Source organism: Paraburkholderia sp. J11-2 (assembly GCF_905220185.1).
Taxonomy (GTDB): domain Bacteria; phylum Pseudomonadota; class Gammaproteobacteria; order Burkholderiales; family Burkholderiaceae; genus Paraburkholderia.
The window spans coordinates 97,058-111,857 of sequence record NZ_CAJMYY010000012.1; the positions used below are offsets into that span (position 1 = coordinate 97,058).

Annotated in this window: 14 protein-coding genes; 9 read left to right on the top strand and 5 right to left on the bottom strand. The window is 65.6% G+C overall.

Going from position 1 to position 14,800, the window contains the following annotated elements; genetic code table 11:
- Positions 1-43 precede the first annotated feature (43 nt).
- Together tsaE and U5A57_RS18310 are read left to right on the top strand one after the other, a co-directional pair.
- Positions 44-646, top strand: coding sequence for a tRNA (adenosine(37)-N6)-threonylcarbamoyltransferase complex ATPase subunit type 1 TsaE (tsaE, locus tag U5A57_RS18305; RefSeq protein WP_321913086.1), 603 nt, complete (start codon positions 44-46; stop codon positions 644-646).
- Positions 628-2,190, top strand: coding sequence for an N-acetylmuramoyl-L-alanine amidase (locus U5A57_RS18310; RefSeq protein WP_321913087.1), 1,563 nt, complete (start codon positions 628-630; stop codon positions 2,188-2,190). The genes tsaE and U5A57_RS18310 overlap by 19 nt, the downstream gene beginning before the upstream one ends.
- 93 nt (positions 2,191-2,283) lie before the next feature.
- Here U5A57_RS18310 and U5A57_RS18315 read toward each other — a convergent pair whose 3' ends face one another.
- Positions 2,284-3,180: an EamA family transporter gene (locus tag U5A57_RS18315; RefSeq protein ID WP_321913088.1), complete on the bottom strand. Its 897-nt coding sequence runs from the start codon at positions 3,178-3,180 to the stop codon at positions 2,284-2,286.
- Between the two features lie 223 nt (positions 3,181-3,403).
- Here U5A57_RS18315 and U5A57_RS18320 point away from each other — a divergent pair, with 223 nt between their 5' ends.
- Both U5A57_RS18320 and trxA read left to right on the top strand, forming a co-directional pair.
- Positions 3,404-4,285: a pirin family protein gene (locus tag U5A57_RS18320; RefSeq protein ID WP_321913089.1), complete on the top strand. Its 882-nt coding sequence runs from the start codon at positions 3,404-3,406 to the stop codon at positions 4,283-4,285.
- A gap of 104 nt (positions 4,286-4,389) precedes the next feature.
- Entirely contained in the window at positions 4,390-5,238 is an 849-nt protein-coding gene (trxA, locus tag U5A57_RS18325; RefSeq protein ID WP_321913090.1) for a thioredoxin, read from the top strand.
- Between the two features lie 51 nt (positions 5,239-5,289).
- Here trxA and U5A57_RS18330 read toward each other — a convergent pair whose 3' ends face one another.
- The gene (locus U5A57_RS18330) at positions 5,290-6,825 is read right to left on the bottom strand and encodes a mannose-1-phosphate guanylyltransferase/mannose-6-phosphate isomerase (RefSeq protein WP_415765725.1); all 1,536 of its coding nucleotides are present in this window, start codon (positions 6,823-6,825) and stop codon (positions 5,290-5,292) included.
- A gap of 717 nt (positions 6,826-7,542) precedes the next feature.
- On the opposite strand from U5A57_RS18330, the gene U5A57_RS18335 reads away from it, so the two are divergent.
- The gene (locus tag U5A57_RS18335; RefSeq protein ID WP_321913091.1) at positions 7,543-8,277 is read left to right on the top strand and encodes a Crp/Fnr family transcriptional regulator; all 735 of its coding nucleotides are present in this window, start codon (positions 7,543-7,545) and stop codon (positions 8,275-8,277) included.
- Positions 8,278-8,367: 90 nt separating this feature from the next.
- On the opposite strand, the gene tcdA is transcribed toward U5A57_RS18335, so the two are convergent.
- A complete protein-coding gene (tcdA, locus tag U5A57_RS18340; RefSeq protein WP_321913092.1) occupies positions 8,368-9,240 on the bottom strand; it encodes a tRNA cyclic N6-threonylcarbamoyladenosine(37) synthase TcdA in 873 nt (290 codons plus the stop codon).
- 160 nt (positions 9,241-9,400) lie between these two features.
- On the opposite strand from tcdA, the gene pdxH reads away from it, so the two are divergent.
- The 3 genes from pdxH to U5A57_RS18355 all read left to right on the top strand — a co-directional run bounded on the left by pdxH (position 9,401) and on the right by U5A57_RS18355 (position 12,932).
- Positions 9,401-10,042 carry a pyridoxamine 5'-phosphate oxidase gene (pdxH, locus tag U5A57_RS18345; RefSeq protein WP_321913093.1) on the top strand — a complete coding sequence of 214 codons (642 nt, stop codon included), beginning with the start codon at positions 9,401-9,403 and terminating at the stop codon, positions 10,040-10,042.
- A 162-nt stretch (positions 10,043-10,204) separates the two neighbouring features.
- Positions 10,205-11,419 carry a cyclopropane-fatty-acyl-phospholipid synthase family protein gene (locus U5A57_RS18350; RefSeq protein WP_321913094.1) on the top strand — a complete coding sequence of 405 codons (1,215 nt, stop codon included), beginning with the start codon at positions 10,205-10,207 and terminating at the stop codon, positions 11,417-11,419.
- Positions 11,420-11,525: 106 nt separating this feature from the next.
- Positions 11,526-12,932 (top strand): DUF72 domain-containing protein, encoded by a 1,407-nt coding sequence (locus U5A57_RS18355; RefSeq protein ID WP_321913095.1) that lies wholly within the window; start codon positions 11,526-11,528, stop codon positions 12,930-12,932.
- Between the two features lie 51 nt (positions 12,933-12,983).
- On the opposite strand, the gene msrA is transcribed toward U5A57_RS18355, so the two are convergent.
- A complete protein-coding gene (msrA, locus tag U5A57_RS18360; protein ID WP_321913096.1) occupies positions 12,984-13,532 on the bottom strand; it encodes a peptide-methionine (S)-S-oxide reductase MsrA in 549 nt (182 codons plus the stop codon).
- A 192-nt stretch (positions 13,533-13,724) separates the two neighbouring features.
- Between msrA and U5A57_RS18365 the strand changes: the two genes are divergently transcribed.
- A complete protein-coding gene (locus U5A57_RS18365) occupies positions 13,725-14,237 on the top strand; it encodes a flavin reductase family protein (RefSeq protein WP_321913097.1) in 513 nt (170 codons plus the stop codon).
- A 45-nt stretch (positions 14,238-14,282) separates the two neighbouring features.
- Here U5A57_RS18365 and U5A57_RS18370 read toward each other — a convergent pair whose 3' ends face one another.
- Entirely contained in the window at positions 14,283-14,789 is a 507-nt protein-coding gene (locus U5A57_RS18370) for an Lrp/AsnC family transcriptional regulator (protein WP_028202039.1), read from the bottom strand.
- Between the last annotated feature and the right edge of the window lie 11 nt (positions 14,790-14,800).

The following is a 14,800-nucleotide window of genomic DNA, read 5'->3' on the forward strand; positions in this document are numbered from 1 at the left end:
TTGGAAGGGGAATGCGTGGGGTTCATTACGTCATTTTACGAGAATGCCCGACACGCCCGGTCACGACCACGCGCCGTTTTCGCTTGATCCCTCCGCCGACGTTCTCCTCGAGCGCCGTTTCGATCTCGCCGATGCCGACGCCACCGACGCCTTCGGCGCACGCTTTGCGCATGCGCTCGATTCGTTGCGCGCAAATACTGCACAAAGCGCCGCACAAAACGGCGCGCAAGATCCCAACGCACCGCCCTTTCATGGCCTGCACGTGCAGCTGCACGGCGACCTCGGCGCGGGCAAGACCTCGCTCGTGCGCGCCACGTTGCGCGCGCTCGGCCACACGGGCCGTGTGCGCAGCCCCACCTACACGCTCGTCGAACCGTACGCGGTCGCCACGCCGAATGGGGAACTCCAGCTCTATCACTTCGATCTGTACCGTTTCAGCGATCCGGCCGAATGGGCCGACTCGGGCTTTCGCGAATATTTCGCGCAAGGTGCGGTGTGTCTCGTCGAATGGCCGCAACGCGCGGGCGGCCTGCTTGGCGTACCCGATCTCGTGTTTTCGCTCGAGCCCGATGCAAGCGGCGAAGGCCGCGTGCTCACCGCGTACGCATACAGCGCATCAGGAAAGGCATGTCTAGAAAGATGTTAATCAAACCGTTCCGCTCGATCGAATCGGCCGCCACCGCCACGCACAACTGGCGTCGCCGGCAGATTCTGAAGGCGGGCGCCTCCACGCTCGTGCTCGGCCTAGCCGTGCCGCGTCTTGCGTGGGCGACTTCGGTCGTTGGCGTGCGTGTGTGGCCCGCGCGCGACTACACGCGCGTCACGATCGAATCCGACCAGCCGCTGCAGAACACACAGCAATTGCTGCAAGGCCCCGATCGTCTCGTCGTCGACCTCACCGGGCTCGATCTCGACGACGCGCTCAAGAACCTCGTCTCCAAGATCACGCCGAACGATCCGCAGATCCAGGCCGTGCGCGTGGGCCAGTACCAGCCGCACGTCGTGCGCATGGTGTTCGACCTCAAGGGGTCGGTCAAGCCGCAGGTGTTCGCGCTGCAGCCGGTGGGCTCGTACAAGTACCGGCTCGTGTTCGACCTCTATCCGGCGGTCGCGCCCGACCCGCTGATGGACCTGCTGGCCCAGACCGAGCGCAAGCAGCAACAGCTCGACGCGCACCAGGCGATGAAGGACAACGCGCCGCCCTCCACGCTCGCGGGTCCCAATGCGGGAATCAGCGCACCGCCCGCGCACGACAACAGCGACGCGTTTTTCGAGCGCTACGCGCAGAGCGACTCGGGCGCCTCGCCGGGCGCGCCGCGTCCCGCGCCGCCGGTCCCGCCTGCCACCGTTGTACCGCGTGCGGGTAAGCCTGCCGTGCCGAAGCCGCCCGTCGTCGCCCAGCGCAACAACAACGACGACAGCGCCAGCGCCGACGACAACTACGGCTTCACCGCGCCGAAGTCGACCAAGGGCGGCACCACGCGCCTGTTGACCGTCGCGATCGATCCGGGCCACGGCGGCGAAGACCCCGGCGCGATTGGCAGCGCGGGCACCTACGAAAAGCACGTGGCGCTCGACATCGCGAAGAAGCTGCGCGCGAAGATCGACGCCCAGCCCAACATGCGCGCGATGATGACGCGCGACGCCGACTTCTTCGTGCCGCTGAACGTGCGCGTGCAGAAGGCGCGCCGCGTGGGCGCGGACCTTTTCGTCTCGATTCATGCCGACGCGTTCACGACGCCCGCGGCGCGCGGCTCATCGGTGTTCGCGCTCTCGGAGCACGGCGCGACGAGCGCCGCGGCGCGCTGGATGGCGAACAAGGAGAACTCGTCGGACCAGATCGGCGGCATCAGCGTGCAAACAGCCGACGCCGCCGTGAACCGCGCGCTCTTCGACATGTCGACCACGGCGCAGATCCGCGACTCGCTGCGTTACGGCGGCTTCGTGCTCGACGAGGTCGGCGAGATCAACAAGCTGCACAAGGGCTCGGTCGAGCAGGCGGGCTTCGCGGTGCTCAAGGCGCCCGACATTCCGTCGATCCTCGTGGAGACGGCCTTCATCAGCAATCCCGAAGAAGAGTCGAGGCTCAACGACGACGCCTATCGCGACAAGATGGCGAACGCGATTCTCAAGGGCATCAAGCGCTATTTCGCGGCCAATCCGCCCCTTGCGAAAAGCCGTATGACCTGAGGCTCAGGCCCGCAAGCCGGGCCTCCTGTGCATCCAGGCAAGCGCCGCGCACGCCTTCGGGCTCGCGCGGCGCTTTCATTTGCAGCGGGAAGACTACGAGCGCGCGGCCCCGATGCGCTGCTTGACCCAGCCTCCGAACACGTTCACAGCGAGCCCCCCCATCACGAGTACGGCGCCGCCGATCTCAGCCGCGCTCAACTGCTCGCCGAGCAGCAGCGACGCCGAGGCGAGCCCGACGATCGGCACGAGCAGCGAAAACGGCGCCACCTGGCTTGCGGGATACTTCGAGAGCAAGCGGCTCCAGAGGCTATAGCCGATGAGCGTCGCGACAAACGCGAGATAGACGATCGCGCCCACCGAAGTCATGCCGATGCCCGAGAGCGCGGCCACGATGCGCTGCGGACCTTCCATCCAGTACGAGAGCGCGAGAAACGGCAGCGGCGGCACGAGGCTCGCCCACACCACGAGGCCGACGAGATCCACCTTGCCCACCTTCTTCGTGACGATATTGCCGAGCGCCCACATGCAGGCCGCGCACAGCGTGAGCACGAAACCGGCGATCGTCATGCCTTGCGCCCCGCCCGCCATCGACTGCACGCCGATCAGCGCCAGGCCACCCGCGGCGATCAACAAGCCGACCACGTTCTGCGCGTGAAAGCGCTCATGCAGAAACACCGCCGCAAAGCCGAGCGTGAAGAACGCCTGCGCCTGCAGCACGACCGAAGCGAGGCCCGCGGGCATGCCCACGTACATGGCGGTGAAAAGAAACGCGAACTGACCGAGCGAGATGGTCGCGCCGTAGGCCAGCAGCCAGCGCAGCGGCATTTGCGGGCGCTTCACGAACAGCACGGCGGGAAAAGCCGCCAGCATGAAGCGCAGCGCGCCGAGCAGGAGCGGCGGCACGCCGTGCAGCCCCACCTTGATCACGACGAAATTCACGCCCCACGCGAGCACCACCACCAGCGCGAGCAACAAGTCCTTCGGCGACATCCCCTTTCTCCTGTTTTGCGTCATACCTTTTCTTCGAAGCGGCGATCTTACCCCCTCGCGCCCCCTCGCGCCGTGCCGCCAGCGCCACGCCCATGCGTTAGCCGCACGCCGGGAACACCGGCGTTAGAATGAGCGCCAGCCTCGCGCGCGGCCTGTCCCGCGCGCCGATTTCGCCCACTAGCTGGCCCAACACGGGCACCGTACGACTCATCCAGGAAGCATCATGTCCTCATCGATCAAAGCGGTTCTCAAGCCTCATCAACGCGACATCGGCAATCTCTATGTGCGGCGCGTGCTGCCCGCGCTCGCCGCACGCCTCGTCGGCCCGTTCATCTTCTTCGACCACATGGGCCCCGCCACGCTCGCTCCGGGCTCGGGCGTCGATGTGCGCCCGCATCCGCATATCGGGCTCGCCACGGTCACCTACCTGTTCGACGGCGCGCTCATGCATCGCGACAGCATCGGTTCGAGCCAGAAGATCGTGCCCGGCGACGTGAACTGGATGACGGCCGGGCGCGGCATCGTCCACTCCGAGCGCACGCCCGACGAGGACCGCGCCACCGGCCTCACCATGCACGGCATCCAGACCTGGGTGGCGCTGCCGCTCGATCACGAAGACACCGAGCCGTCGTTCTTCCATCACGCCGCCGCCACGCTGCCCGAAATCGAGCGCAACGGCGTGACGATGCGCGTGATCGCCGGCACGGCGTTCGGCGCGACCGCGCCGGTCGAGACTTTCTCCGGCACGCTCTACGTCGCCGCAGATTTCGCGCCGGCCAGCGCAATCGCGCTCGACGCGGAGCACGAAGAGCGCGGCGTCTATCTCGTGGAAGGCGATCTCGCGATCGACGGCACGCCGCTCGAACAGCACAGCATGGCCGTGCTGGTGCCGGGCGAAACCGTCACGCTCTCGAGCACGAATGGCGCCCGCGTGATGCTGCTCGGCGGGGAAAAGCTCGAAGGCGAGCGCTTTATCGAATGGAACTTCGTCGCAAGCTCGCGCGAGAAGATCGAAGCCGCGAAAGAAGCATGGACGCGCCAGGAAATGGGGCATGTTCCCGGCGAAACGGAATGGATTCCGCTGCCGGAAAAGAAGCCGCGCTGAGGCTCCGCTAAGGCTCAATACGGCTCGCCGCGTACAGAGGACGATTGAAACCTGCACGTTTCGTCCCCAACTAGCGGCATAACGGATTTCTCAACGAGGATGCAATGGACACCACTCTCGCCACTTTCGAAAAAGACGTGATCGAAGCGTCGGCGCTCGCGCCGGTGCTGGTCGACTTCTGGGCGCCCTGGTGCGGCCCTTGCAAGAGCCTCGGCCCGATGCTCGAAAAGCTCGAGGCCGACTACGCGGGCAAATGGAAGCTCGTGAAGGTGAACGTCGACGAAAACCAGGAGCTTGCCGCGCATTTCGGCGTGCGCAGCATTCCGCACGTCGTGGCATTCGCCGACCGCCAGGCGGTGGATCAGTTCGTTGGCGTGCTGCCCGAAGGCCAGCTGCGCCAGTTCCTCGACGGCCTGATCCCCGACGGCGCCGACGCCGCGCGCCGCGCCGCGCAGGAAGCACTGGCCGAAGGCCGCCGCGACGAAGCCTATGAAGCGCTGCAGGCCGCGCTCGCGTTCGATCCGGGCAACGACGAAGTGCGCATGGACCTGATCGAGATGCTGCTCGCCGACAACCGCGCCGACGAAGCGCAAAAGGAAGTCGAGCTGCTTTCGCCCAAGACCACGCAGGGTATCGACGCGCGCTTCAACGCGCTCAAGACGCGCCTCGACGCGCTCGACGCCGCCGCCGACCTGCCGCCCACCGACGCGCTCGAAGCCCAGGTCGCCGCCGACCCCGCCGACCTCGAAGCGCGCTTCGATCTGGCGAATGCGCTGATTGCCCGGCGCAAGTATGCGGGCGCGCTCGAGCATCTGCTGGAGATCGTGAAGCGCGACCGCGCGTTCCGCGACGACGCGGGCCGCAAGACCATGCTTTCCGTGTTCGATCTCGCGGCGCATCAGCCGCAGCTCGTAAGCGAGTGGCGGCGCAAGTTGAGCGCAACGCTGAACTGATCTCGCGCAGGGCGAGGACGCCCCATGCGTCCTCGCACGACGTTCAGTCAGCTATGCCTGAACACGACCGTACTGGTCATCGAAGCGCACGATGTCGTCCTCTCCGAGATAGCAGCCCGACTGCACCTCGATGATCTCGAGCGCCGTCTTGCCGGGGTTCTCGAGCCGGTGGGTCATGCCGAGCGGAATATAGGTCGATTCGTTCTCTGAGAGCAGGAGCACCTCGTCGCCGCGTGTGACGCGGGCCGTACCGCGCACCACGGTCCAGTGCTCGGCGCGGTGGTGATGCATCTGCAGCGAGAGCCGACCACCCGGCTTCACGACAATGCGCTTGACCTGGAAGCGCTCGCCCTGATCGACCGAGTCGTACCAGCCCCACGGGCGCTCCACGCGCCGGTGCTGGCGCGCCACCTCGCTATGCTGCGCCTTGAGCTTCGCGACCACCGACTTGACGTCCTGAACGCGCTCTTTCGCGACAACGAGCACGGCGTCCGCCGTTTCGACCACCACCATGCCTCTCACGCCCACGCAGGCAACGAGCCGGCCGTCCGAATGCACGAAGGTATCCGTCGCATCCTCGAATAGCACGCGCCCGCGCGCGACGTTACCATTCTCATCCTTCTCCGAGACCTGCCACAGGGCATCCCACGCCCCGACGTCCGACCAGCCGGAGCGAAGCGGCACGACCACGCCCGCGAGCCGCGCATTCACGCCGACCGACTCCATCACCGCGTAATCGATCGAATCGGATGGACAGGCGGCGAGCGCGTCGCGGTTCAAGTGGACGGTGCCGTCGGCGTCGACGGCGGCGCTTTCAAATGCCGCCGAGCACTGCGCCGCAATGAGCGGCCGGCTATGCGCGATCGCCGCGAGCCAGACCGATGCGCGCACAACGAAAATCCCACTGTTCCATAGATAGTTGCCCGAGGCCACATAGCTCGCCGCGCGCTGCGCATCGGGCTTCTCGACAAAATGCTCGATGCTGCGCGCCCCGCTGCTGCCAAGCGGCAATCCCGCGCCGATGTAGCCATAGCCCGTTTCGGCACGTTGCGGCGGCACGCCGAGCGTGACGATGGCGCCACGCGCCGCATGCGTCACGGCTTCTTCGAGCGCGGCAGCGAACGCGGCGCCATCGGCGATCAGATGGTCTGCGGGCATTGCAACGAGCACGGGATCGCCGTCGCGGCTCGCGGCAAGGGCCACCGCCGTCAGTGCGGGCGCCGTGTTGCGTGCGAGCGGCTCCAGCACGAAGCGTGCTGCCATGCCACTGCGTCCGAGACGATCAGCGGTCAGATGGCGCAGGTCCTCGCTGCTCACGACGAACGGCGCAGCCTTGCGAACCGCAGTGTGCGATTCAGGCAGTGAGACGGCGCTGCGCAGAAACACGCCGTCGAGGCGCCGCACGGTCGCCTCTAGCAGCGACTCGCCATCGAGCAGATCGATCAGCTGCTTGGGACAGTATTCGCGCGAAAGCGGCCATAGCCGCGTGCCGGAACCGCCCGCCAGCACCACGGGCTGAACGACTAGCTCGGCTTCGCCTTCGTTGGCGGCGGCCATCAGGCCCGCAGATGTCACGTCATTGTTCATCTGGATCACTCCCCCGTAGCAATGCGCCTGGTCTCGTATGTATTCGCGTACGGGTGACATTTGAACAAGACACGCCGCGCGAATCTGTACGCGCAGCCACATTGATCGCCGGGGCCTTCACGAAATTTTTCGGCGAGACGCAGGCGCAGCCGTCGTTATGTGCGGCAGCGCACGAAGCACAAAGATGGCTGCGCGACGTGATGTTTCACATCCGAACGTTTTTGCGAGAGTGTCAGTGCAGCACCAACAGAGTTGAATCAAAACCGCTTCGCTTCAGAGGCCGGTGCACAACGCCCTCCAGGCCTTGGCTCAACGATGTTTCAAGGAGGACTCATTTCCGTCCAGCCGCATACAGAACGACAATATCAAAATAAATCAATGAGTTAGCGACAACAAACTTCTGTTGATTGGCAAGTGGCGCCGCACGGATGCTGTACAGAACTGAAACAATAATGCGGCAATTGGTCGTCTTGGAAATTGCTCGCACCGCGCGAACCCGCAAGCGTTCTCACTTTTGCCGCTGCTGGCACAACCCCTGCTAAGTAGAGTTCGCCACCGAGGCGTAGATGCCGACAATCGAGATCGGAAAGCGCTATGGGGCTCATGGGGCCGGCGCAACGAACGTATAGCCGTACGGGTAACGGCGATAACAACAAGTTCGGAGACCGGAGTCAGAAAAAACAGGGGGCGGCACGCCGCTTCACGCGAGGACCAATCATGTTGACTCTTCAATCTGATCTGCACGGCAATCATCTGCTGGGCGCACTTCCGTCGCACGAGTGGCAGGCGCTCGCGCCCCACCTCGAACTTGTTCAGCTGCGCACTGAACAACTGCTCTGCGATTGTGGCCAGCGTATTCATCACGTGTACTTTCCGACGACGGCAGTCATCTCGATGCTCTCGACAATGGAGGATGGCAGCTCCGTCGAAATTGCAGCCGTGGGCCGCGAAGGCATGACCGGTGTGCCGGTGCTGACGGGAGGCGAAACCATGCCGAACCGCGTGCAGGTGCAAAGCTCTGGCTTCGCTTACCGTATTAGCGCACAGGCGCTCAAGCAGCAGTTCGCGCGCTCAGACCTCCTGCGCCGCGTCACGCTGCTTTACATGCATGCACTCCTCACGCAAGTGGCGCAGACGGCCGCGTGCAACCGTCATCACTCGCTCAGCAAGCAGCTGTGCCGGTGGCTGCTGATCGAAGTGGATCGCGTCGACTCGTACGATCTGAGCGTCACGCAACAACTGATCGCCGACATGCTCGGCGTGCGCCGCGAAGGCATCACCGAAGCGGCCGGCAAGCTGCACGACGAAGGCCTGATCCATCACAGCCGCGGCAAGATCCGCGTGCTGGACCGTGAGCGCCTCGAAGCGCGCGCCTGCGAGTGCTATGGTCTCGTACGCCGCGAGTTCGATCGTCTGCTGCCGCGCCTGCACGAGGCGGAAGCCGTCGAATAAGGCGGCCCACTCGCGGCTCGTTCGCTTTCCAGGGCTACAAAAAAAGCGTGCCTCACGAGGCACGCTTTCTTGCATTCGGGCGGCCCGGATTCAACGCCCGTTGGCCTGATGCGCCAACGTTCGCAGCACGTACGAAGCCGCTGCAAAGCCAAAGCTCGCCGTCACGCACACGCTCGAACCGAAGCCCGCGCAGTTCAGCCCCACGGGACCGTGATGCCCCGGCGACGTGGTCACGTGCTCGGCCTCGGCGTCGATATCGCACACGGCGGCTTCGGGATAGATGAGCGGTTCGTCCGAATACACGGCGCTCACCTTGAACTTCGCCTTCGGACCGCGCGGAAAGCCGTGCTGCTTGCGCAACTGGCCGCGCACCTTGGACAGCAGCGGGTCCTGGATCGTGAGCGCGAGATCGTCGATGCGAATCCGCGTGGGGTCGAGCTGCCCGCCCGCGCCGCCCACCGTGATGAGCGGCACGCGGTGTTCGACGCACCAGGCGATCAGTGCGGTCTTGGTGCGCACGCTGTCGATGGCGTCGATCACGTAGTCGAAGCCGCCGCCCAGCAGCTCGGCGAAGTTCGACGGCTCGACGAAATCCTCGACGAGACGCACGTCGCAGGCCGGGTCGATGAGCTTGATGCGCTCGGCCATGGCCTCGACCTTCGGCTTGCCGTAGTTGCCGTCGAGCGCGTGGATCTGGCGGTTGGTGTTGCTCTCGGCCACGTTGTCGAGGTCGATCAGCGTGAGCTTGCCGATCGCGCTGCGCGCGAGCGCTTCGGCGGCCCATGAGCCCACGCCGCCAATGCCGATCACGGCAACGTGGGCGCGCTCAAACGCGTCGAGCGCGGGTGCGCCATAAAGCCGCGCGATTCCGCCGAATCGGCGGGCGCGGTCGGCAACATCGTCGGCAGGGCTCGCGGTAAGATCGACGGAGCCGGCGGCAGGGGAAATCGGGGTACTGGACATGACGGTAGGCAAACGTAAGCGGACCTCGGACCGGTCACACGCTGCTGTCGCGGTCCTTGCAAGACCCGTATTTTGCCTGATCGCGCCAAACGAGGCCGAGTGCCCCTTGCTTGCCCACCTGTTCGATAGACTCCTCCGCTTTGAAGCGTTTGCATAAAAAATGACATCCCTCGCCGATCTCCGCAAGACTTACTCGCTCGGCTCGCTCGACGCCGCCGACGTCGAGCCCGATCCGATCCGCCAGTTCCAGACCTGGTTCGCCCAGGCGCTCGACGCGAAGCTGCCCGAGCCCAACGCCATGACGGTCGCCACTGTCGACGCGCAAGGCCGCCCGGCCGCCCGCATCCTGCTCATCAAGGGCGTGGACGAGCGCGGCTTCGTGTTCTTCACGAACTACGAGAGCCGCAAGGGCCGCGAACTGAGCGCGAATCCGCATGCGGCGCTGCTCTTTCACTGGATCGAGCTGGAGCGCCAGGTGCGCATCGAGGGCACGGTCGAACTCACGAGCGCCGAGGAAAGCGACGCCTACTTCAACTCGCGCCCGCTCGGCTCGCGCATTGGCGCGTGGGCCTCGGAGCAGAGCACGGTGATCGCGAACCGCGAGACGCTCGAAGCACGCGAGCGCGAAATCGTCGCGCAGTACGGCGACGCGCCGCCGCGCCCGCCGCATTGGGGCGGCTACCGGCTCGTGCCGGAAGCGATCGAGTTCTGGCAGGGCCGGCCGTCGCGGCTGCACGACCGTATCCGCTACACGCGTGAGCGCGCGAGTGCTCCGTGGACGATCGAGCGCCTCGCCCCCTGATCTCATTTGCGCGGCGTGCTGCACTCGCGCCGCGCCCACCTTGTTTTCGTCTCACCGCTTTAGCTTCGCGTCATTCAGTTCCTCGCTGCCGACATACATCAAGCATCGCAATTCGCTTTTGTCATTGGGCTTCAATCGTTCATCTGACAGGGAGAGAAACGCATGTTCTGGGAGAAAAAACTCGCACAGTGGGCAGAAGAAGTGCGCAGCAAGGCCAACCTGCCCGCCCGCCTCGTGCTCTGGAGCGGGCAGCAATACGACTTCGGCCACTTCACCGCGCCTCGGGTCACGCTCAAGGTCAATAGCGCTTCTGCTCTGCCGCTCCTGCTCACGCCGAGCCTCGACAATCTCGGCGAGGCCTACGTGAAGGGCAAGATCGACATCGAAGGCAAGCTCGCCGACATCATCAACATCAGCTACTCGCTCGCACGCAACACCGTCACGAGCGCCGGCAAGCTCGCGCGCGTGCGCCGCTATTTCACGCATTCGAAGTCCACGGACAAACAGGCGATCCAGTACCACTACGACGTCTCGAACGAGTTCTACAAGCTCTGGCTCGACGAGAACATGGTCTATTCGTGCGCCTACTTCGAGAACGGCGATGAAGACCTCGCGACCGCCCAGCTCAAGAAAATCGACCACATCCTCACCAAGATCCAGGTGCAGGAAGGCCAGACGCTGCTAGATATCGGCTGCGGATGGGGCGCGCTCGTGCTGCGCGCGGCGCAGAAGTTCGGCGCGCGCTGCGTGGGCGTGACGCTCTCGCAGAACCAGTTCGATCTCGCCACCGCGCGCGTGAAGGCCGCGGGTCTGGAAAAGCGCATCGAGATCCGGCTGCAGGACTATCGCGATGTGCAGGGCCAGTTCGACCGCATCACGAGCGTGGGGATGTTCGAGCACGTCGGGCGCAAGAATCTGCCGGGCTATTTCCGCAAGGTCCACGACCTGCTCGCTGACGACGGCGTCGCCATGAATCACGGCATTACTTCGTCGGACGCCGACTCGGGCGAAACGGCGCTCGGCGGCGGCGAGTTCATCGACCGCTACGTGTTCCCCGACGGCGAGCTGCCGCACATCGGCCTCGCGCTCGAAGCGGCGCAGCGCGGCGGCCTCGAAGCGGTTGACGTGGAGAGCTTGCGCCGTCACTATGCGCACACGCTCGATTTGTGGGCGGAGAATTTCGAGGCGCGCGCCGAGGAAGCGAAACAGCTCGTCGACGACGAGAAGTTCCGCATCTGGCGCGTTTATCTGGCGGGTTGCGCGTACGCGTTCGAGCACGACGACGTGTCGATCTTCCAGATCGTCTGCCGCAAGGCCGGCCGCAGCGCGACAACGCTGCCGTGGTCGCGCCGGTATATGTACGAGAAGCCGCTCTGACGCGGGCGGCGGCGCGGTTCGCCGCGCCGCCGGCGCATCGACTGTCCCCGCAGTTGCGCCCGACTCAGGCGGCTTCGCCCCACGACCGCCATCAAGACGCCACTGCATGAACGATCGCGACGACGGCCACGACCTGTTTGGCGACATGAAGATTGGGTCGGCCAACGAACCCGGACTCGACGCCGCACGCCCGGCTGCGCGCCCGGTCGCACGCCACAACACGCCGAAAGCCGAAGCCCGCGCCGAGCCGCAACCCGACTTGTTCGGCTTTTCGGCGCCGGTGCCTGCGCCAAAGCCCGCCGCGAAATCCGCGAGCCAGCGCCCCGCCCGCGCCACGGGCGACGACGACGCCGCAGTCGAAGCGCGCGATGAAGGCGAGCCGCGCCCTAAATCACCGAAGAAGCCTGCGCCCAGCAGCGACGCCCCCAAGCGCCGCGGCCGCGGCGTGCTGCCCGCCGTGGCCACGCAAGACACGCTCGACGTCGCCGCCGCGCTGCCTGCGAGCGTGCGGCTCGGCACCTCGTCGTGGTCGTTTCCCGGCTGGCGCGGCATTGTCTACGGCGAGGACTACAGCCAGTCCAAGCTCGCCCGCGACGGCCTCTCGGCATACGGCGCGCATCCGCTGCTGCGCTCGGTCAGCATCGACCGCTCGTTTTACGCGCCGCTCACCGTCACCGATTACCTGCGCTACGCACAGCAGGTGCCGGACCACTTCCGCTTCATCGTCAAGGCGCCGGCGCTCGTCACCGACGCCAGTGTGCGCGGCGAACGTGGCGAGCCCGTCTCGGCGAACCCGTGCTTTCTCAATGCGGAGATGGCTGCGCGCGAATTCGTCGAGCCGTGCCTCGCAGGGCTTGGCAACAAGGCAGGCGCGCTCGTGTTCCAGTTCCCGCCGCTGCCCGATCAGCTGCTGGCCGACCCGGCGGCGTTCGTCGAACGGCTGACCGCCTTCCTCGCCGCGCTGCCGCCCCTGCCCAAACCACCCGAGCCCTGCGCAGCCGGCGACGGTCCCTGCTACGCCGTCGAGATTCGCGACGCGATCCTGCTCACGCCGCGCTTCGTGCGCACGCTGCGCGCCGCGGGCGTGCGCTACTGCGTGGGCCTGCACGCCCGCATGCCGGACCCGCTGCGCCAGGCCGCCGCGCTCGCGCTGATGGACGGTGAAGCGCCGGCCGGCCCGCTGATCGTGCGCTGGAGCCTGCACAGCGGCTTCAAGTACGAACAGGCGAAGGCGCGCTACGAGCCGTTCGACAAGCTGGTGGACGAAGACCCGCACACGCGCGTTACGCTCGCGGAACTCGCCGCACGCTACGCAATGGCGGGCCAGCCCGTGCTGATCACGACGAACAACAAGGCGGAAGGATCGGCACCGCTCACGTGCGCGAAGCTCGCGCGGGCGATTGCGGAAGAAATGGAACGCTTACGCGGGGAAATGGCGCCGGAAGCCGCGCACGACGCGACGCCGGACGACGCATCGCCCGGCGCGCAGGAAGAAGAACAAAACGAAGACTGACGCGCGCGGCATCGAAACCTCGGTATCGAAACCTCGCGCGCCAGCTCGCGCTTATTCCGGCTTGAGCCGGTGTGCGAACTTCTGGCGGAATTTCGCGACCTTCGGCGCGACCACGAACGAGCAATAGCCCTGGTTCGGGTGTTGCGCGAAGTAGTTCTGGTGGTACGCCTCGGCGGGGAAATAGTTGCCGTCGAGCGGCAGCACCTGGGTCACGATCTTGCCGTCGTACACGCCCTCGGCGGCCAGTTCGCGAATCGCCTGCTCGGCCGTTTCGCGCTGCGCCTCGGAGTGCGTGAAGATCACCGAGCGGTATTGCGTGCCCACGTCGTTGCCTTGGCGGTTCAGCTGCGTGGGATCGTGAATCGCGAAAAAGATGTCGAGAATCTCACGATAGCTGATCTTCGCGGGATCGAAGTCCACCTTCACGACCTCGGCGTGACCGGTCTCGCCGTCGCAGACCTGTTCGTAGCTCGGGTTCGCCGCGTGGCCGCCCGCGTAGCCCGACTCCACGGCATTGACGCCCTCCACGCGCAGATACACCGCCTCCAGGCACCAGAAGCATCCGCCGCCCAGGGTGGCCGTTTCGACTGTCTGACTCATGCTGTTCGCTCCTTTGATCGTGATTGCGGACGCGGTTACGGGCCTCACCTCGGACACCACCGCGCGGTGCCCCGCGCGACCCGCCATCCGCCGCTTCCGCTAAAATTGTGACAATTCGCCGAATTTCCACATGACGTTGATCCCGATTTCTGCTCCCGCCGCCGCGCGCGCGGCCCGTGAAGGCCTGCCCCGATGACCCGCCGCGCCAGCCCGCCCAACTTCGACGACGGCGCATTTCGCCGCGCGCTTGGCCAGTTCGCCACCGGCGTGACCGTAATCACGACGCGCGCGCCCGACGGCACGCTCATCGGCATTACGGCCAGCTCGTTCAACTCGGTCTCGCTCAATCCGCCGCTCGTGCTGTGGAGTCTCGCCACGCGCTCGGCTTCCATGCCCGTGTTCCGCTCGAACAGCCATTATGTGATCAATGTGCTCGCCGCGTCGCAGCTCGACCTGTGCAAGCGTTTTGCGACCGTGAAGGGCGACCGCTTCGAGGGTGTCTCGCACGCGGCCAGCGACACCGGCATGCCCGTGCTGGACGGCGCGATCGCGTGGTTCGAGTGCCACAACCGCAGCCGCTACGACGAAGGCGACCACGTGATTTTCGTCGGAGAAGTGGAACGCTGCGGCGTGCGCGAAGACGGCACCGACGCTTCGCCGCTCGTGTTCCACGGCGGCGCGTTCCACCGGCTCCAGTCGCTCTGAAATATCCGATAAGGCGCCGAGTGCGCCTTATTGGCACCCTGCCAGTTACGCCGGCGCGCTCTTGGGCTCGCGCTGCGCGATCAGGTCCACCGGCACGCCCACTTCCACCTTGAGCGTCGTGAGCACGATGTTCGAGCGTATGTCCATCACCCCCGGCGCCTTGTACAGCTTGTTGAGCACGAAGTCCGAGTAGTGCTTGAGGTTGTGCGCGAGCACGCGCAGCAGGTAGTGCGTCTCGCCCGTCACCACATACGCCCCCACCACCTCCGGCCAGTCGCGCAGCGCCGTGACGAAACGCTCGTGCCAGCTCTCCTGGTCGTTGCGCATCGACACCTGCACGAAAGCCTCCATCTCGAAGCCGAGAATCTCCCGGTTCAGACTCGCGCGGTAACGCTCCACCACGCCCTGCTCCTCGAGCAGCCGCAAACGGCGCAGGCATGCCGATGGCGAGAGCGAAATGCGCTCCGCAAGGTCGAGATTGCTGATCCGCCCCTCGTTCTGCAGCACGGCGAGAATACGGCAATCGGTAGCATCAAGCGAGATTGCGTTCATATTTGGTCTCC